This window comes from Alteromonas sp. W12, from assembly GCF_001924945.1.
GTDB lineage: Bacteria > Pseudomonadota > Gammaproteobacteria > Enterobacterales > Alteromonadaceae > Alteromonas > Alteromonas macleodii.
In genome coordinates, this window is sequence record NZ_LQXH01000001.1 from 418,850 (window position 1) to 437,542 (window position 18,693).

The following is an 18,693-nucleotide window of genomic DNA, read 5'->3' on the forward strand; positions in this document are numbered from 1 at the left end:
CATCTCGCGACAGCACCCATGTGTCATGCTAGGGCGTTGTTAAGCGCTAAAGCCCCACGCTTTTACAACCACGCGGGCTGTTTATCTTCGAAGGCTTCTATAGCACTTGTGAGTTCAAGGGTTTGACCGATAGCATCTAAGCCTTTAATAAGGTTGTTTTTGTGATGCTCAGCAATATCGAAGCTGAAGCTTGTATCGTTAAAACTTACTGTTTGCGCTGGAAGATCAACGGTGATCTTAGTTGCTGGGTCTGCCTTCACTGCAGCAAACAAAGCGTCCATTTGCTCGCTTGATAATGCCACAGGCACTAGCTGATTATTAATGCAGTTGCCGTAAAAAATATCAGCAAAGCTGGTGGCAATAACCGTTTTAAATCCAAAGTCGGCAAGTGCCCACGGCGCGTGTTCTCGGCTTGAACCACAACCAAAGTTTTCGCGAGCTAGCAACAGACTCGCACCTTTGTGCTCAGGCTTATTCAGCGCGAACGCTGGGTTTGGCTCTTTCTCTTCTAAATCCAAATAACGCCAGTCGTGAAACAAATGTTTGCCGTAGCCAGCACGCGTTACGCCAGTTAGAAACTGCTTTGGAATAATTTGGTCGGTATCGACATTGGCCTGATCAAGCGGCGCAGCAATGCCTGTGTGTTGTGTAAAACCTTGTTCAGACATAAGTTACTCCTGATAATCTCTAACGTCAGCAAAGCGACCGGTAATTGCAGCAGCGGCAGCCATTGCTGGGCTTACCAAGTGAGTGCGCGCACCACGGCCTTGACGGCCTTCAAAGTTACGGTTACTGGTAGAGGCACATCTATCGCCTGCCACTAGCTTGTCGTCATTCATACCAAGGCACATAGAGCAACCTGGCAACCGCCACTCAAAGCCCGCATCGATAAAGATTTTATCTAAGCCTTCAGCTTCTGCTTGGCGCTTAACATTACCAGACCCCGGAACAACAATAGCTGTTACTGAATCGGCGACTTTACCGCGCTTGGCGATTTGTGCTGCTGCACGCATATCTTCAATTCGACCGTTGGTACACGAGCCGATAAATACGTGGTTCACTGCAATATCGGCAAGCTTTTCACCAGGTTTCAAGCCCATATACTCAAGCGCCTTTACTGCGCTCTCTTTTTCAATCGGGTCGCTAAAATCTTCAGGGGCAGGTACAGGCGTGTTTACGCCAATAACCTGACCTGGGTTGGTACCCCAAGTAACCTGAGGAGCGATATCCGCCGCCTCAAGTTCAACCACAGTGTCAAAGGTAGCGCCTTCTTCGGTGTAAAGGGTTTTCCAATAAGCGACAGCGTCTTCCCAGTCTTGACCCTTAGGTGCGTATTCGCGGCCTTCAAGGTAGGCGAAGGTTTTCTCGTCTGGTGCAACAAGGCCAGCTTTCGCGCCAGCTTCAATACTCATGTTACACACCGTCATGCGCTCTTCCATGCTCAAACCGCGAATAGCTTCACCTGCGTATTCGATAACATGGCCAGTAGCGCCAGCGTGGCCAATTTTGCCGATAATGGCAAGAATAATGTCTTTTGCGGTAATACCGACAGGAAGCTTGCCATTTACGTTGATAAGCATGCTTTTCGCGCGGCTTTGTTTCAACGTTTGCGTGGCCAATACATGCTCTACCTGAGAGGTACCAATACCAAATGCCAGCGCACCAAATGCACCGTGGGTTGCAGTGTGTGAGTCACCACACACCACCGTCATACCAGGCTGAATTAGACCTAATTCAGGGCCCATAACGTGCACAATACCTTGCTTTTGGTGGCCCACTGGAAATAGCTGAATGCCGTGTTCTTCACAGTTTTTTGCCAAGGTTTGTAGCTGAAGCGCATTGGCTGGTCCACAGGCATCAATTGCCAATGAACGGGTTGAAATGCTGTGATCCATAGTACCAACCGTGCGATCAGGGCGTCGTACTTTACGGCCTTTTTCATTAAGGCCAGCGAATGCCTGAGGTGACGTTACTTCATGAATTAAGTGACGGTCGATATAAATTAAGCTGTCTTCACCGATTTGGTCAATAATGTGGGCTTGCCACACTTTGTCATATAAGGTCTTGGCCATGAGGTTGTTTTACTCCTGCGCCATTAATTGTTTAACGATTTCATCGCCCACTTGTGACGTGCTTGCCGCTTGGCTGCGTTTGTCAGAAGGAAGTAACTCGCCTGTAAGTACACCTGCTTCTAGCGTTGCCACTACTGCCTTTTCAATTGCGTCGGCAGCATCATTCAAGTTCATGCTGAAACGCAGCATCATGGCGGCCGATAAAATTTGTGCGATAGGGTTAGCAATGCCTTGGCCTGCAATATCTGGGGCCGAACCGCCTGCTGGCTCATAAAGGCCAAAGCCTTCCTCGTTCATGCTTGCCGATGGCAACAAGCCCATAGAGCCCGTCATCATAGCGCATTCATCAGAAACGATATCGCCAAAAAGGTTTGAACACAGCATCACATCGAACTGCGCTGGGTTCTTCATTATTTGCATAGTGGCATTGTCGATGTAGATATGGTCAAGTTCTACATTTGGATAGTCTTTTGCGACTTCTTCAGCAATTTCACGCCATAAACGACTGGTTACCAGTACGTTAGCTTTGTCTACTGAAGTCACTTTGCCGCGACGCTTCTGTGCTGCTTCAAACGCTGCAATAGCAATACGGCGAATTTCACGTTTACTGTAGCGCATAGTGTCATACGCGAATTCTTCTTCGCCTTCACCTTCTCGGCCCTTCGGCTGACCAAAGTAGATACCGCTGGTTAACTCGCGCACTACCAAAACATCTACGCCTGATTTAGCAATGTCTTCACGAAGGGGAGACAGGCTTTCAAGGCCCGGATAAATGCGAGCTGGGCGCAAGTTGCTGAACAGGTCAAAATGACTGCGAAGGGTAAGTAGTGCGGCACGCTCAGGACGTTGCTCTAACGGCAAGGTGTCCCACTTAGGGCCACCGATACTGCCAAACAAGATTGCATCGGCTTGCTCACAGCCCAAAAGCGTTCTTGAGGGTAGCGCTTCGCCTTCAGTATCAATGGCGTAGCCACCTACAGGATATGCAGTACGGTTGAGGGTGACGTTAAACTTCTTTTCAACAGCATCTAAAACCTTATTGGCTTCCTGCATAACTTCTGGGCCGATACCGTCTCCGGCTAATACGGCAATTGAATACTGGCTCATTTATACTCCTGCAACGCGTTCTTGTTGATTTTTTTGCTGATCAATTTGATCGGCTAAATAAGTGTTGTTTAATACAAAGATAAGGGCTTTAACGCCGGCTTCCACAATATCTGTAGCCAAGCCGATTCCATGGAAACGACGGCCTTTATATGTAGCGATAACGCTCACTTGCGCCAAAGCGTCGGCACCTTCACCTTTTGAATCTAATTTAAAGTCGACAACTTCTAAATCTTCGTGACCTAGTATAGACATGATGGCCTTATAAGCCGCATCTACCGGGCCGTTTCCAATACTAGACTGGGTAATCTCTTCAGTGCCCACTTTCATTTTAACGGTAGCGCTTGGAATGATTTCACGGCCTGAATTAGCTTGAAGATAAAGCAACTGGAAGTGTGCTTGGTCGTGTTTTTGCTTATCGAAGAACAATAAGGCTTCAAGGTCGTAATCGTATACTTGGCCTTTTTTATCCGCTAACTTTAAGAATGCGTCATACACCGCTTCTAAGTCATAGTCTTCGGTTTTATAGCCAAGTTCGGTTAAGCGATGCTTAATCACATGACGGCCAGAACGTGACGTTAAGTTTAGGTTGTTCTTATTAATGCCCACACTTTCTGGGGTCATAATTTCATAGGTATTTTGCGCTTTTAAGACACCGTCTTGGTGAATACCGGATGAATGGCTAAACGCATTCGCGCCAACAATGGCCTTGTTTGATTGAACTGGCATATTACAAAGCTGGCTGACTAGCTTAGATGTGCGCGATATTTCGGTAGAATTAATGTTAGTTTCAAAGCCCAACATGTTCTTACGGGTTTGCAAGATCATAGCAATTTCTTCAAGTGAAGCATTACCAGCACGCTCGCCAATACCGTTTATCGTACATTCAACCTGTCTGGCACCTTGCTCAACAGCTGCTAATGAATTTGCTACCGCTAAGCCCAAGTCGTTGTGACAATGTACAGAAATGGTTGCTTTATCGATATTTGGAACGCGATTAAACAATTGCTGAATAATACCGCCAAACTCTGTAGGTGTTGTGTAGCCTACAGTGTCCGGAATATTCACCGTCGTCGCGCCAGCGCTAATCGCTGATTCAACCATTCGGCATAGGTAATCAATATGGGTACGCCCCGCATCTTCACAGGAAAACTCTACATCGTCAGTATACTTACGTGCATGTTTCACCGCGGCTACGGCCATATCTACAATTTCATCTTGTGACTTGCGAAGCTTTGCACCTACGTGAATCTCTGACGTTGCGATGAAAGTGTGAATTCTGAATTGCTCAGCAACGCTTAATGCTTGTCCGCATGCATCAATATCACCCGGCAATGCGCGAGATAGGCCACAAACGATAGAGTTCTTAACTTCTTTGGCAATCATTTGTACAGAGCGAAAATCGCCGGGTGAAGAGACAGGAAAGCCAGCCTCAATGATGTCAACGCCTAACCGTTCGAGCGCCAGCGCGATCTGCAATTTCTCTTTGGCACTTAGGCTTGCAGGTAAGGCCTGCTCGCCGTCTCGCAATGTGGTATCAAAGATCTTCACTTGATTTGTCATGACGCTCTCTCAGTTGAATAGTTAAAAAAAAACCCGTGCTTGGCACGGGTTTTTGTGAAATTAAATCGCTGGTCGCAATCTACCCGTGCAGTCTGGCTGCCATAAGGAGTAGAGATAGAAGAAGGAAACGAATACGCATTTGTTGTTGTTTCTTTGCTGACCAAGTTGATAGCGACAATGTACCCATGTGGCATGAAGAGGTCAACCATTGTTTACAATAATGAGTATATTTTTCGTGTATAAATACTTTCTTTTAATTATTTAGGATATGTGTCCTAACGCTCTTGGTGTGAGAGCAACGTGACCAGTAACTACAGTTATTTATGAGGGGGTAATTTGACTATAGATGGCGTTGGTTAGGATGTTTGTACTAAATCTGGCTGTGGAGGTGTGAAGGAGGTTGTGGTTTTTTATGCGAATATGCTGGGTTTTTATTCTGGCTGAGGCTTTGTTACCTATTAAGCAGCGTAAAGTTCTTCCAGTTGATTTGAGTAGATAAGCGCATTTCGCGAAGGGATAAGGCACGTGGTGAACGCTTGGATTTAAAGCTCCATGCATGGCCACAGCATGCAGCGGTCATTATCGCCTTTGAAGGCCGCAGCAGTATTTTGTTTTGAACTGAAAGTGCCGTGGCCGCTTCCATTTCATCGCGTAGTGGAGTTGAAGAAATGCACTCCCCTGAATTGGCAAACCATCCATTTTTGTTCAGATGGAGCTGGGTATTGTCTTGGTTTACCATATCAATGGAATCAAGCTCAATGTGAGAGCCTTCCATATTTAAAATTAAAACAGGTACAACAAGACCATACCTAGCGTTTTTTCTATACCACGCTTCTCGCTTTTCTACATCGTCTAAATGATTAATGCCGGGGCACTTTGCAGATTGCTTGGCATACCAACTTCCATTATGGGTATCTGTTTTTAGCGGGGATGGATTGTTTGCGATGCCATTACTAATCATATATCGAGCAATAGCTTTCACGTGATAAGGAAGCCCGCCCATTCGACGCTTTAGCAGCGATAGGTTTTTTATCTCGCTATGAGCTAGAGAGACGATTTCTCTTTCATACAGAGCAGTACATATTTCATTGAATTGAGGGTGGCTTCCGCCTAACTCTCCCGATTCGCTAAAAAAGCCTGCTTGAGATCGAGAAGAAGGTTTCTCTGCTGTCATCACTTATCTGCACAAATTTTTGATTATTGAATAACCGTATCAAGAAACGGTAATAAGTGCCATATAGGCGCTTTAAAAGCTGGTATTGCTTTTTGTTTAGCAAGTGTGAGGTTTTAGCGATTACTCATTTTATGATGATTTATATTACCAATTTTTTTATGCGTAAAGGTGAGGGTGAAAAATTTTAATTACCAATTTCCATATAAGCGCTAAAACCCCAAGTCTTTGTTAAATAATGATTTACTTAATTTTTCAACCTTTTAAATATCAAATTATTAAAAATTAATTTTATATTGGTAAGGTGGTGCTGTGGTAATGTTAAGACCAATTGTTGTTTTTGTTGTTGACCAATATGTGAAATTGATCTACTGTTTGTAACATCCTTGTAAAGTAGGTGTGAGGTAAATTTACAAGGCAGGTAAGTTGCAGATCAATTAAGCGGTAAGGAATGAGTGATTAGACATTCCTCAATCCTTAAGAGGAAAACACACATGGCACACAAATTATCTAAAATAACGCTTGCGGTACTTTCGGCTACGACACTAAGCCTTACCGCAACTACAAACGCGCAGGAATCTCAGCAAGAGTTAAATGAAGATGTAGAGGTAATTGAGGTATCTGGTATTCGAGCGTCACTCGCTAGCGCGATGAATGAAAAACGCTTCAAGAATAATCTTGTTGAAGTTATCGAAGCTGAAGATATTGGTAAGCTACCTGACCAAAACTTAGCGGAAGTATTGGAAAATATTACTGGTATCCAGATTACCCGTGAAGCTGGCGTGGGGACAGGCGTGCAGATTCGTGGTACTGATGCCAACCGCACCGAAATAAACGGGGTTTCAACTGTCGGTTCAGGCGCAGGTCGAAGCGGTATCGATTTTGAAGATGTTTCAGCGGCTATTATTGCTGGCTTAGAAGTGACTAAATCGCCAGACGCGAAAACGATTGAAGGCTCTGTAGGCGGTACGATTAACCTTAAAACTATTCGTCCTTTACAGCTTAATGAGCAGTTAGCAGCGTTTCGTGTGCAAGGCGAGAACAGTAGTTTAACTACTGATAGCAACTTTCAACCTCGTATCTCGGGTACGTTTGGTGATAACTGGGATACCGATCACGGCACCATTGGTATTGTTATAAGCGGAAGCTATGCTGAACAAGACGTAACCGCGTTTCGACCTCGTGCTGATAGAGATAATATCATTACGTCGGATAGTGGCGTAGCGAGCGCACAGTCTTTTGACTTTTTGCCAATTCAGTTTTTTGTTCAAGACTACGACAACTTCGAGTACGAAACTAAAAATCTAGTGGGCACTATAGAGTGGGCCCCGAACGATAATACTAAGTTCTTTTTTGACGCAATCATTAACAACCAAGAGCGTTTACAAGAAAGTTCGCGGGTGCAAGCGTCTGGGGTGAGTGCGCTTAACGATGTGTCAGTGCCTGATGAATTTGAAACCATTAACTTTGGTTCATTGGGTGGTACAAACTTGGGCTCAATTCAAGCGGCGCTTCGTGGAGTTATTCCAGTTGATCTGGAAAATGACGATGACGATCCTAACTTACGCTTTTCTAGCGATACTAACTCTCGTGTAACGAAAAGCGAGATTTTCCGTTTAGGGGGAGAGTGGCAAGGCGAAAAATGGAGCGTGTTTGCGGAGGTTGCCTCAACATCATCAGATACTACCACACCGAGTTTTAATACAACGCTTAACTTTATCAACCCAAATGCGCCTTTAGATGCTGGTGGAGCAAACGATAATGCAGTGCCTTTCGCATATGACTTATCTGGTGGTGCATTAACGTTCGGTATTGCTGATGGGGCAGAATACGCGCCAACGGCAGAGCAATTACTTGACCCAAACAACGTTGTGTTGCGTGATGTAAACATTGGTCGTGACACTACTGAAAACTTCGAAGATGCTTTCCGCGTCGATTTCACGTATTACGTCGACACTATGATTACGTCCGTTGATTTTGGTTATCGCTACAACAAATCAGGTAGTAAGCGTGAAGAGATAGGAAATAATGTAAATCTTCGGTCTATGGAAGATAGCCCGAGAGGTAGTTTGTTTAGCGAGCTTTTAGTCGCTGGTCCTGACAACTTTAACGATGCTGATGGGCGTGAGCTCTATGTAGCTGATTTTCTTCTGATAGACCCCGAACAAGTATCGTCTAATCCCGATGCTGTTTTAGCTGCACTTCAACAAGCGCTAGAAACTCATGGTTCTGGCGAAACATTAGATGAACCAACATCAAGTTCAACGGGCTTCTTTGATATTGAAGAGGAAACTCACGCTTTATACGCACAAGCAAATTTTGAATACGAAATGTTCCGCGGTAACTTCGGTGTTCGCTACTTACAAACAGACGTAACCTCTGTAGGCAACTCAGTAACGGTTGATGAAAATGGTGATGAGCTTGTTTCACGCGTTACTAACAACGGCGATTACGACTTTATCCTTCCTCGTTTCAATTTAGTTGCAGATGTTACGGATGACATTGTACTAAGGTTTGGTGCTGGCAAAGACATTCGTCGCCCTAATTTTAACGACCTTTCGACGTCGGTAACCTTCAGCACAAGTCCTAACCCAAATGTGGCTATTGGAAACCCTAACCTAACACCTGAAGAAGTAATTTCTTATGACCTGGCAGCTGAGTGGTACTTTGCTGAAGCGAGCGTTATTAGTGTAGGGATTTTCCACAAAACTCGAAAAGATCTATTCGTAGATCAAATTGTGAGTGCAGCAGAAGATCCAGTAACAGGGTATCGAGACCTAACAGACCCTTGTGAAGGTGGTGGTATCTTCAATCCAATAGCAGATATCAACGTGTTTGGTCCAAATCTTGGCACAGGCGTTTGTGTGGGCACAGAAACTAAAATTAACGATACAGGTGAAACAACCCAGAAAGGTATTGAATTTGCTGTTCAATATGACCTATCTGGTTTTGAAAGCGAGCTAGGTTGGGCTTCAGGTTTTGGCGTGCTTGCTAACTACACTATTCAGGAGTTCGACGGTGGTGAAGCTGAAAACATCGCGACAAGCCGAGCTGGCCAAGTTTTCGCAGCAACCACAGGAAGCGATCAAGAGGTTAGTGCGGTTCAGGGTCTGTTAAATCTTTCTGAAAATGCCTACAACATTACGCTTTATTACGAGAAGTTTGGTCTATCTGCTCGCATGCGCTACACGTGGCGTGAAGCCTACCGTACAGATGACTTCGGAAGTACTTCTAGCTTCCCGTGGGGCTTCCCAGCGGTTCAAGCTGATCGTGGTCAGTTGAATGCAAGTGTGACTTACGATGTTAACGAAAACCTTAATATTGGTGTAGAGGCCGTAAACATCACTGAGTCTGAGGTAGAGCAGTACTGTGTTAACGAAGGTGCGCTTCTGTGCTTCCAAGGTCTGACTGACCGAAGAATCACTCTTGGTGCGAACTATCGCTTCTAACATCGCAATATGGTGGTGAGGTGTCTGGACGTTAATTTTTCAGATGCTCTCACGGCCAATCAATTTGGTTTTGCCAATCAAGATATTAAGTCAAATCTGATAGCTATTTGGGTAAACCACAGTCGTCACATGTACCACATTCAGACCGCTCAAATTAGTGGGCGAAGTTTCCTGAATCTATACGGTTTAACTTTTATTGTTATTGGTATTACAGGTTTTCGTTATTTCTATCAATTGGTTGACAAATTGGTAAGTTAATAATAACGTAAGGGTAGGCTTGAATTGGCAAGAACTGAAAGCGAAATGCCATTACAAAGCACTATTCATTTTATTTTTAGTTCGAAAAGCAACTTCGGACAATGCAACGAATATCGTCATTAGGAGACAGTCATGTCCAAACCAACCATTGGTTTTATCGGTTTAGGCCTTATGGGCGGCAATATGGTAGAAAACCTTCAGAACAAAGGCTACGCCGTTACCGTAATGGACTTAAATAAAGCTGCTGTGGATCAATGTGTAGAACGCGGCGCAAAAACAGCGAAAACTGGTAAGGCACTTGCTGAAGCTTCAGACATCGTGATGTTGTGTCTAACCACCTCAGAAATAGTAGAAAAAGTTATCTATGCTGAAAATGGCGTGTTAGAAGGTTTGCAGGAGGGGTCTGTATTAGTAGATTTTGGTACATCAATCCCAGCATCTACTAAGAAAATTGGCGCAGACTTGGCGAAGAAGGGCGTAGGTATGATTGACGCGCCTCTTGGAAGAACACCTGCACACGCAAAAGATGGCCTGTTAAACATTATGGCAGCAGGTGATATCGATACCTTTAACAAGGTAAAAGGTGTGCTGGAAGACCAAGGTGAAAATGTCTTTTATTTAGGCGCTTTAGGTTCCGGCCACACAACTAAGCTAATTAACAACTTCATGGGAATGACCACAGTCTGTGCCATGTCACAAGCCTTCGCTGTAGCAGAGAAGGCAGGCGTAGATAAGCAGCAGCTGTTCGACATTATGTCTACAGGGCCTTCAAGTTCCCCCTTCATGCAATTCTGTAAAAATTATGCGGTTGATAACGTTAGTGATTTAGGCTTTTCAATTGCTAACGCTAACAAAGACCTGGGCTACTTTTTGAAGATGGTTGAAGACCTAGGTACCGAATCAAAAATAGCGGAAGGCTCGTCTGCTAATTTGAACGCTGCGGTTGATGCGGGTTTAAGCCAAGGTAATGTACCTGAGATTTTCGAGTACTTTAAAACGCTGACTAAGTAACGTATCGACTACGTCGTCATCGCCCTTAAAGCGATCAAAAGGCAGGTATTTTATGCAAGTGCAATTTATTAAGTGGTTAGTTGTGTTTATTGTTATTAGCGCTATGTCGTCAAACGCGGGCGCTAAACAATATACCGTTAGCTCACCAGATGAATACAACGCAATAGCATCGTCTCTTAAGGCGGGTGACGACGTAATTTTACAAAACGGTGTTTATCAAGACTTTGAAATTTTACTAGTAGGGCAGGGTAGCGTTGAAAAGCCCATCACGCTGACTGCGCAAACTAAAGGTAAGGTTATTCTGTCTGGTCGTTCTAACTTAAAGTTAGCTGGGCAATATTTAGAAGTATCGGGTTTGGTATTCAAAGACGGATATACCCCTAGCAGCGCTGTTATCTCGTTTAGGAAAGATGCACAAACGCCAGCTAATTATTCACGAGTAAGTGAAGTAGTCATTGATGAGTACAGTAATCCGGACCGCCAAGAATCAGATTATTGGGTTGCACTTTATGGTAAGCACAACCGGTTTGACCATAACCACCTGACGGGTAAGCGTAACAAGGGGGTTACTGTCGCTGTTCGGCTTAACGGCGAGGCACATCAAGAGAACCATCACAGTATCGATCATAACTACTTCGGTTATCGCCCTGTATTCGGTTCAAACGGTGGAGAGACGTTAAGGATAGGTACAAGTCATTACTCTCTGAGTAATTCGAATACCCAGGTTATTAATAACATATTCGAACAAACTAATGGCGAAGTTGAAATTATTTCTGTTAAGTCTGGTGAGAACCTTCTGAAAGGAAACGTTTTTCTATCCGCCAAAGGCACCCTAACTCTTAGACACGGTAATAATAATCGCGTTGAAGATAATGTGTTTTTAGGCAATGGCGTGGACCATACCGGCGGAATTCGCGTTATCAATGAAGGCCAAGTGATAACCAATAACTACTTGGAGGGGCTAACGGGCTATCGCTTTGGTAGTGGTTTTACGGTTATGAATGGTGTGCCTGACTCGCCTATCAATCGTTATCATCAGGTTAATAACGCGCAAATCACAAATAACTCATTCATTAACGTGTCACATATCCAACTTGGTGCTGGAAGCGATGAAGAGAGAAGCGCGGCACCTATAAACTCATTGTTTGCCAATAACCTTATTTACAATGCTTCGCTAAACCAACCTTTTACATTATTTGATGATGTGAGCGGCATTACATTCGCTAACAATGTCGCTAATACCAAAATGATAAAAGAACTTAGCGAAGGCTTTACTACTGCATCGCTACCCCTTGTTAAGGGGGAGAATGGGCTTAACGTCGCTAAGCTAAACGAGCCTGAGGTAAAAGGCGCAGAAACAAAAGATGTTGGTGTTGCTTCTAACATGAACGTCGTATCAAAAAGTGACGTCGGCGTAAGCTGGTACCCCAAAATAGTACCTGAAGTGAACTTCGCTGCAGGTAAAACAATTAGCGTAAGTGCCGATGCTGCTGAACTTATGACAGCACTTGAAAATGCCAGTGACGGAGATGTTATTACAATCGCACCTGGCACTATCGTTGTGCCCAGTGTTCTTATTATCGATAAGACAGTAACGGTAACTGCACAGACTTCCAAAGCTACAACACTGTCGTTCGAACGCTCCGCCTTGTTCGAAATACATGACAATGGAAATTTGAAGCTTGAAGGTTTGGTGCTTTCAGGGAAAGACAGCCCAGACGCTTTTGGCAATAGCGTTGTAAGAACGAAAAAGTGGGGCATGCTTCACAACTATGTTTTGAACGTAGAAAACTGTGATATCGAGCGTCTCGATATCAACCATTCGTTTAATTTCTTTACGTCTGGCAAAGGCGCGTTTGCCGATTACATATCACTCTCGAAAAATAGCTTTAACGGTATTACTGGTCATGTTTTAAGTCTTGATAAAGAGATAGAGGACTACGGTATTTATAACGCTGAGTATGTCAGCATAACCAACAACACGTTTAGCAACATAAGCGGTAGCGTTGTAAATCTCTACCGAGGCGGTACCGATGAAAGTACCTTTGGACCGCACTTAGACATGCAGGGCAACGTGTTAACTAACGTAGGCAGTGGTAAACGCAACAAACAAAGTGCCAGCGTTTATCTTCATGGCGTGCAAGTTTCAACGCTAAAAAATAACAACTTTAATGAGTCTGAGCCTGTTGTGGTTAATCACACCGTTGGTGAGCCAATTACCGCAATAACAAATAATACGTTCCTAAATACACCTATGCCAATGATTAAAGAGCTGTTTGCACCTGGTCCGCACACTGCGGTATTGAATGACAATGTTTCCACGAAAGCGAACAAGAGGTAATGGGCAATGATTAAAAACCTCTGTTCCCTACAACAAAAATCTGCGCTTTTACTTTTCATTTTTTGTTCGCTTTCTTTTTCTTCTCTTGCCGCTCACCCTAACTTGGTGATCACGCAAGACGACGTTGTAAAAATGCGCAACGCCATAATGCAAGAAGGGCGTTTCCAAGATGCTTATTTGCAAGTTAAGCAAGAGGTAGATTTGCATTTAGCAATGCCAAACGTTGTTCCTGTGCCAAAAGACGGCGGCGGTGGTTACACTCACGAACGTCATAAAAAGAACTATCAGCTTATGTATAACGCTGGCGTGGTGTACCAAATTAGTGATAACGAAAAGTATGCGAATTATGTAAAAAGTCTCTTGTTAGATTATGCCGCACTTTATCCTACATTAGGGTTACACCCACAGCGTAAAGTGAACGCCCAAAACCCTGGTGTTTTCTTCTGGCAAAGCCTAAACGAAGCCGTATGGCTTGTGAATACTATTCAAGCTTACGACTTGATATACAACACGCTTGATGAAGAAGAGCGAAGCGTAATTGAGAACCAACTGTTGCGTCCTGTCGCGTTGTTCTTATCAGAGGGTCAACCGTCTACGTTTAATAAAGTACACAACCACGGAACGTGGGCTACCGCTGGCGTAGGTATGGCAGGGTATGTGTTAAACGAACCAGAATGGGTTGAAAAAGCACTTTACGACCTTGAAAAGTCAGGCAAAGGTGGTTTTTTAAAACAGCTTGATACGCTATTTTCCCCTCAAGGCTACTATAACGAAGGGCCGTACTACCAACGCTACGCGCTAATGCCGTTCGTTACGTTCGCTAAAGCAATTGAAAATAATGAGCCTCAACGCAATATTTTCGACTACCGCGATAAGGTTTTGCTTAAAGCAATAAATACCACCATTCAGCTTAGCTACAATGGATTGTTCTTCCCAATCAATGACGCAATTAAAAGCAAAGGCATAGATACTATTGAGTTAGTGTATGGTGTTGCTGTGGCGTATCAGCAAACAAAAGATAAAGGCTTACTGGATATTGCCAAGCAGCAAGGGCGAATTGTACTCACAGGCGATGGTGTTGACGTAGCGAAGGCGCTGGATCAGAACAAAGCAACGCCTTATGTTTTCGAATCGATGGCCTTGGGTGACGGTAAAGATGGCGATGAAGGTGCATTAGTAATTATGCGCACTGAAGAACCTCAGGGTGAAACAGTGTTATTTAAACCTGCAGCCCAAGGTTTAGGACATGGGCATTTCGATAAACTAACATGGCAGCTTTACGATAAAGGCAGTGAGATTGTAACCGACTATGGTGCGGCACGATTCTTAAATGTAGAAGCCAAATTTGGTGGTCGCTACCTTCCAGAAAACAATAGCTATGCCAAACAAACCGTTGCGCACAATACGGTAGTGGTTGATGAGCAAAGTCATTTCTCTTTTAACTTGGAAAAGGCGAATGCGAATGGGCCTACGCTACATTTCTTTGAAAATAACGAGCACGGTACAGTTGCTCGCGCCAGCATCGAAACTGCCTATGACGATGTTGTACTTGATAGAACGATAGCGCTGCTTTCTTTACCTACCTTAAATAAGCGCATTGTTGTTGATGTGTTTGATGTATCTAGTGACAAGCCGCACACCTACGATTTACCACTGCATTATAGCGGCCATTTAATTGATACTAACTTTGAATATCAGGGTTATACCAATACGTTATCTGCACTAGGAAGCGTAAGTGGATATCAGCACTTGTGGCTAAGGGCGAAGGGTATTCCGAAAGCTGATATGGCTAGAGTTACTTGGCTAAATAGTAATGGCCGTTTCTATTCACAACACAGCGTTGCAAAAGGCAACGAAACCTTTCTATTTACCCAGCTAGGTGCCGGTGACCCAAATTTCAATCTTCGCAACGAGAGCAGCGTGATACGCAGGGTAGAAGGTAAGGCGCATCACCAATTCGTTTCCGTTCTGGAGCCTCACGGTGAATACAACCCTAGTAAGGAATATACCTTGGGTGCAGAAAGCATTATTACATCAGTTCAGACAGTAAAAAACGACACATTGCTTTTACTTGTAATAAAAGCAGCTGAACAGCAGTTTCTAATAGCCATAAATACCACAGACGGTAGCGAGTCGACCGAGTCTGTTTCTTTTGATTTTGATAAAAACCGTTACACGCTTTCAAGCCGTTTCGCTGTGTATGCGCTGTAATTTTTTAGGATTTACGTTATGAATAAGCAAAGCGAACATTTTTTATTTGGCAACGAGACAGAGATTGAAGACTTAGGCAATGGCTTAAAGCGTCAAATGCTGGGGTTTAATCATGAACTTATGGCAGTAAAGGTATTTTTTGATAAAGGTGCAGAAGGGTATACCCATGCACATCGCCATTCTCAGGTGACGTATGTTGAGGAAGGTGAGTTTCATTTCAGCATAGGTGGTGAAATGAAGATTTTGAGGAAAGGGGATAGCTGTCTTATCCCACCTCACGTAGAGCATGGTGCAGTTTGCCCTACAGGCGGCATTCTAATAGATACTTTTAGCCCAGCTCGCGAAGATTTTGTGGGAGAATAATAATGAAAATTAATGGCTTGCGATGGTGGGTAATTGCCCTTATCGCGCTAGCAACCATAATTAACTACATCGATAGACAGGCACTCAGTGTGCTTTGGCCAGACATTGTTGAAGATCTATTTCCCGACGAATCTGCATTAGAGCGCAAACAAATTTATGCGAATATTTCTATTGTCTTCGTTTTCGCTTACGCCTTTGGGCAAGCTATTTTCGGAAAAATCTTCGATTGGATAGGTACCCGTATTGGGTTTGTATTATCAATAGGCGTGTGGTCTCTTGCTACCGTGCTTCACGCATTTGCACAAGGCTTTCTAAGTTTTGCTATTTTTCGCGCCATTCTTGGTGTAGCAGAAGCGGGTAACTGGCCAGGCGCAGCGAAAGGCAATGCCGAGTGGTTTCCAACTAAAGAGCGTGCGTTGGCACAGGGTATTTTTAATTCTGGCGCTGCGATAGGTGGAATAATTGCTATCCCAGCTATCGCTATGATGACCATTTACTTTAGTTGGCAGCTTATTTTTATTGTTGTGGGGTCTTTGGGCTTTTTGTGGCTGGTGCCGTGGCTTGTTCTTGTTAAAGCTCCGCCTGGCTCACACCCGTGGATAACTGATGAAGAAAAGCAGTACATACTCACTGGCCAGCGCATGGTTTCGAGTGATGACGCCGCTGATTGTGAGAGCGAATACAATCCCTCTACAAAGGAGCTACTGTCGAAAAAGCAAAGTTGGGGCGTAATTATCGCTTCCGCTGCTATCGACCCTATTTGGTGGCTATTTGTATTCTGGATCCCAATTTACCTTAACGAAGTGTATGGCATGGATGTTAAGTCTATTGGCTTGTATGGATGGGTTCCGTATGTTGGCGCCATGCTGGGCGCTTGGTTCGGTGGCTTACTTGCGCAGAACCGCATAAAGGCAGGCTGGAATACCGATAAAACCCGAAAACTCGTTATCACGCTGGGCTGTGTGATTATGCTTCCTGCGCTACTGGCAATGGCAAATCCGGGGTCTGCAATTACAGCGGTGTTGATTATGGCTGTCATTTTATTTGGTTTTCAAACGGCTATCGGAAATGTTCAAACACTACCCAGCGACTTATTAGGTAAAAAGTCGGTGGGAACCTTGTCTGGGTTTTCCGGAATGGCCGCGAAATTAGGCGCTGTGGGGTTAACGTCATTGGTACCTATGTTAACCGCCGATGGCAACTATACTCCTGCTTTTATTATTGGCGCATCGCTTGCCATTATTGCCGCTGCTGCGGTGTGGCTTCTTATTCCTAAAATCGAACCAATAAAGCAATAGTGTTTTTACTGTGGGCTCGATTTTATCAGCCCACAGTCTCTATGAATTACCAAACAAGGCGTACCAAATGAAAAAGCTAAGCTTTATGGGCGAATGCATGGTTGAACTGCGCTCAAATGAAGGCTCTGATACATCGCTACATCAATCGTTCGCAGGCGATGTGTACAATTCTGCCGTTTACTTAAAGCGATGTTTTTCTGATATACAGGTGGGGTTTGTTACTGTCGTCGGAAACGACACCTTTAGCTCTCGCATGAAGGGCAACTTTGAAGTGGAAGGGCTAGACACCTCATTCGTGTTTTCAAATGAAAATCGCTCTGCAGGTCTTTATTTAATTGATACTGATGCTTCGGGAGAGCGCAGCTTTACCTATTGGCGATCACAATCTGCCGCTAAAACCATCATGTCATTCCTTAAACCAGAAGCGTTAAGCACATTGTCTGAAAACGATATGTTTATGTTCTCTGGTATTTCCATTGCCATTATCCCACGCGACGAACGGCCGTCGTTCTTCCGTTTTATTGAGGCGTTAAAAGAGAGTGGCGTAAAAATTGTGTTCGACCCTAACTATCGTGCACGACTTTGGGAAACACCTGATGAAGCAAGTAAGAACTTTAAGCAGGCACTTTCGCTTTGTGATGTAGCACTCGTTGGTGTGGAAGACATTATTGAGCTTTTTGATATTGAAAGTGCAAACGATGCCTTAGCCCTTTGCGAATCATTTGGCGTCAGTGAAATCGTTATCAAGAATGGACCTTTATCAGTGCTCACCGTGTTAGACGGTGAACGTTTGGAGCACGCTATTGTGCCAGTTGCCAACGTAGTCGATACCACATCGGCCGGCGATGCATTTAACGGTGTGTATTTAGGCAGCAGGCTTAATGATGTGCCTATTTCTCGTTCGGTTGAATTTGCAGCAAAAGCAGCAGGCACTGTGATTCAGCATCGCGGAGCCATCATCCCACGAGGAATCGTTGAAACGGCATTAGCTGAACAACGCTAAATAATTACTGAACAATTGACACTTATTTTTTGTTAGATGTAAGCGGTGGCACATCCATCACACTGTTTGCAGAACACCTTTCAGGTTAAGGCCTATTAACATTCAACAAATAGAGAGACCATTTTATGACACGCTTTTCTGAACTTATGTCAGGCCAAACCCTGTTGCCAATTATTCAGGCAGATTCCCCTGAGCAAGGTGTGAAGATTGCGAAAGCAATGTCGAAGGCAGGCTTAAACCTTGTGGAGGTTGTGCTTAGAACAGAGGCCTCACTTGAAGCACTTAGCGCCATTAAGTCAGAAGTACCTTCTCTGATAGTGGGGGCAGGTACAGTGATTAACGAAGAGGTATTATCTGCCGCTATTGAAGTGGGCAGTGACTTTATCGTGACGCCCGCGGTATCTAGTTCATTGTTAAATGCGCTAGAGGCATGTCAGATACCGGTATTGCCTGGAGTGTCGAATACCGCAGATATTCTTATGACCCTTGAAGCTGGTTTTACAGAGCAAAAGCTTTTTCCAGCATCGCTATCAGGTGGTGCCCCTTTTTTAAAAGCAGTGTCATCGGTATTTCGCGATGTTAAGTTTTGCCCTACAGGGGGAGTGAATCAATTGAACAAAACTGATTACCTTTCGCTACCTAACGTATTTGCAGTTGGTGGAACGTGGGTCGCGAAAAAAGAGTGGGTAAGCGAAGAAAACTGGGAAGCAATAACGCAATCTTGCCAAGAGGCAAACGCATAATTTGTTGCTTATAAGGGGCGTATATCAGCCCCTTCTTCTCATTAACTAACCTACTTGTATGACCAAATTGTAGTTTGATGCACTTTTTTTTCGATTTTTTGTTTTA

At 44.2% G+C, this 18,693-nt stretch carries 13 protein-coding genes; 8 read left to right on the forward strand and 5 right to left on the reverse strand.

Translation table 11 applies throughout. The annotated features are described in order from the left end of the window. Nucleotides 1-62: 62 nt before the first annotated feature. From leuD to AWH61_RS01750, 5 genes are all read right to left on the reverse strand, one after another. Nucleotides 63-668: a 3-isopropylmalate dehydratase small subunit gene (gene leuD, locus AWH61_RS01730; RefSeq protein WP_014948483.1), complete on the reverse strand. Its 606-nt coding sequence runs from the start codon at nucleotides 666-668 to the stop codon at nucleotides 63-65. Nucleotides 669-671: 3 nt separating this feature from the next. Next, the gene (leuC, locus tag AWH61_RS01735) at nucleotides 672-2,072 is read right to left on the reverse strand and encodes a 3-isopropylmalate dehydratase large subunit (RefSeq protein WP_014975820.1); all 1,401 of its coding nucleotides are present in this window, start codon (nucleotides 2,070-2,072) and stop codon (nucleotides 672-674) included. Between the two features lie 9 nt (nucleotides 2,073-2,081). Next, entirely contained in the window at nucleotides 2,082-3,179 is a 1,098-nt protein-coding gene (leuB, locus tag AWH61_RS01740) for a 3-isopropylmalate dehydrogenase (RefSeq protein ID WP_075176064.1), read from the reverse strand. After that, the gene (gene leuA, locus AWH61_RS01745) at nucleotides 3,180-4,739 is read right to left on the reverse strand and encodes a 2-isopropylmalate synthase (protein WP_075176065.1); all 1,560 of its coding nucleotides are present in this window, start codon (nucleotides 4,737-4,739) and stop codon (nucleotides 3,180-3,182) included. A 451-nt stretch (nucleotides 4,740-5,190) separates the two neighbouring features. Then, nucleotides 5,191-5,913 (reverse strand): hypothetical protein, encoded by a 723-nt coding sequence (locus AWH61_RS01750; RefSeq protein ID WP_075176066.1) that lies wholly within the window; start codon nucleotides 5,911-5,913, stop codon nucleotides 5,191-5,193. A 491-nt stretch (nucleotides 5,914-6,404) separates the two neighbouring features. On the opposite strand from AWH61_RS01750, the gene AWH61_RS01755 reads away from it, so the two are divergent. From AWH61_RS01755 to eda, 8 genes are all read left to right on the forward strand, one after another. Beyond that, nucleotides 6,405-9,359, forward strand: coding sequence for a TonB-dependent receptor (locus AWH61_RS01755; RefSeq protein WP_075176067.1), 2,955 nt, complete (start codon nucleotides 6,405-6,407; stop codon nucleotides 9,357-9,359). A gap of 390 nt (nucleotides 9,360-9,749) precedes the next feature. Continuing rightward, a complete protein-coding gene (locus AWH61_RS01765) occupies nucleotides 9,750-10,628 on the forward strand; it encodes an NAD(P)-dependent oxidoreductase (RefSeq protein ID WP_075176069.1) in 879 nt (292 codons plus the stop codon). A gap of 52 nt (nucleotides 10,629-10,680) precedes the next feature. Then, nucleotides 10,681-12,969, forward strand: coding sequence for a polysaccharide lyase 6 family protein (locus tag AWH61_RS01770; RefSeq protein ID WP_075176070.1), 2,289 nt, complete (start codon nucleotides 10,681-10,683; stop codon nucleotides 12,967-12,969). 6 nt (nucleotides 12,970-12,975) lie between these two features. After that, nucleotides 12,976-15,180, forward strand: coding sequence for a heparinase II/III domain-containing protein (locus tag AWH61_RS01775; RefSeq protein ID WP_075176071.1), 2,205 nt, complete (start codon nucleotides 12,976-12,978; stop codon nucleotides 15,178-15,180). Between the two features lie 18 nt (nucleotides 15,181-15,198). Further along, a complete protein-coding gene (locus tag AWH61_RS01780) occupies nucleotides 15,199-15,543 on the forward strand; it encodes a cupin domain-containing protein (protein ID WP_014948493.1) in 345 nt (114 codons plus the stop codon). 2 nt (nucleotides 15,544-15,545) lie between these two features. After that, nucleotides 15,546-16,841 (forward strand): MFS transporter, encoded by a 1,296-nt coding sequence (locus tag AWH61_RS01785; RefSeq protein WP_039224717.1) that lies wholly within the window; start codon nucleotides 15,546-15,548, stop codon nucleotides 16,839-16,841. Between the two features lie 67 nt (nucleotides 16,842-16,908). Continuing rightward, a complete protein-coding gene (locus tag AWH61_RS01790; protein WP_075176072.1) occupies nucleotides 16,909-17,844 on the forward strand; it encodes a sugar kinase in 936 nt (311 codons plus the stop codon). Between the two features lie 125 nt (nucleotides 17,845-17,969). Next, nucleotides 17,970-18,587 (forward strand): bifunctional 4-hydroxy-2-oxoglutarate aldolase/2-dehydro-3-deoxy-phosphogluconate aldolase, encoded by a 618-nt coding sequence (eda, locus tag AWH61_RS01795; RefSeq protein ID WP_075176073.1) that lies wholly within the window; start codon nucleotides 17,970-17,972, stop codon nucleotides 18,585-18,587. Nucleotides 18,588-18,693 lie beyond the last annotated feature (106 nt).

Bases quoted from the DNA above. Each gene is read 5' to 3' on its own strand.
- AWH61_RS01755 (WP_075176067.1), top strand. From the start codon at position 6,405: ATGGCACACAAATTATCTAAAATAACGCTTGCGGTACTTTCGGCTACG.
- AWH61_RS01770 (WP_075176070.1), top strand. From the start codon at position 10,681: ATGCAAGTGCAATTTATTAAGTGGTTAGTTGTGTTTATTGTTATTAGC.
- eda (WP_075176073.1), top strand. From the start codon at position 17,970: ATGACACGCTTTTCTGAACTTATGTCAGGCCAAACCCTGTTGCCAATT.
- AWH61_RS01785 (WP_039224717.1), top strand. From the start codon at position 15,546: ATGAAAATTAATGGCTTGCGATGGTGGGTAATTGCCCTTATCGCGCTA.
- leuC (WP_014975820.1), bottom strand. From the start codon at position 2,072: ATGGCCAAGACCTTATATGACAAAGTGTGGCAAGCCCACATTATTGAC.
- leuB (WP_075176064.1), bottom strand. From the start codon at position 3,179: ATGAGCCAGTATTCAATTGCCGTATTAGCCGGAGACGGTATCGGCCCA.
- AWH61_RS01765 (WP_075176069.1), top strand. From the start codon at position 9,750: ATGTCCAAACCAACCATTGGTTTTATCGGTTTAGGCCTTATGGGCGGC.
- leuA (WP_075176065.1), bottom strand. From the start codon at position 4,739: ATGACAAATCAAGTGAAGATCTTTGATACCACATTGCGAGACGGCGAG.
- AWH61_RS01780 (WP_014948493.1), top strand. From the start codon at position 15,199: ATGAATAAGCAAAGCGAACATTTTTTATTTGGCAACGAGACAGAGATT.
- AWH61_RS01775 (WP_075176071.1), top strand. From the start codon at position 12,976: ATGATTAAAAACCTCTGTTCCCTACAACAAAAATCTGCGCTTTTACTT.
- leuD (WP_014948483.1), bottom strand. From the start codon at position 668: ATGTCTGAACAAGGTTTTACACAACACACAGGCATTGCTGCGCCGCTT.
- AWH61_RS01750 (WP_075176066.1), bottom strand. From the start codon at position 5,913: ATGACAGCAGAGAAACCTTCTTCTCGATCTCAAGCAGGCTTTTTTAGC.
- AWH61_RS01790 (WP_075176072.1), top strand. From the start codon at position 16,909: ATGAAAAAGCTAAGCTTTATGGGCGAATGCATGGTTGAACTGCGCTCA.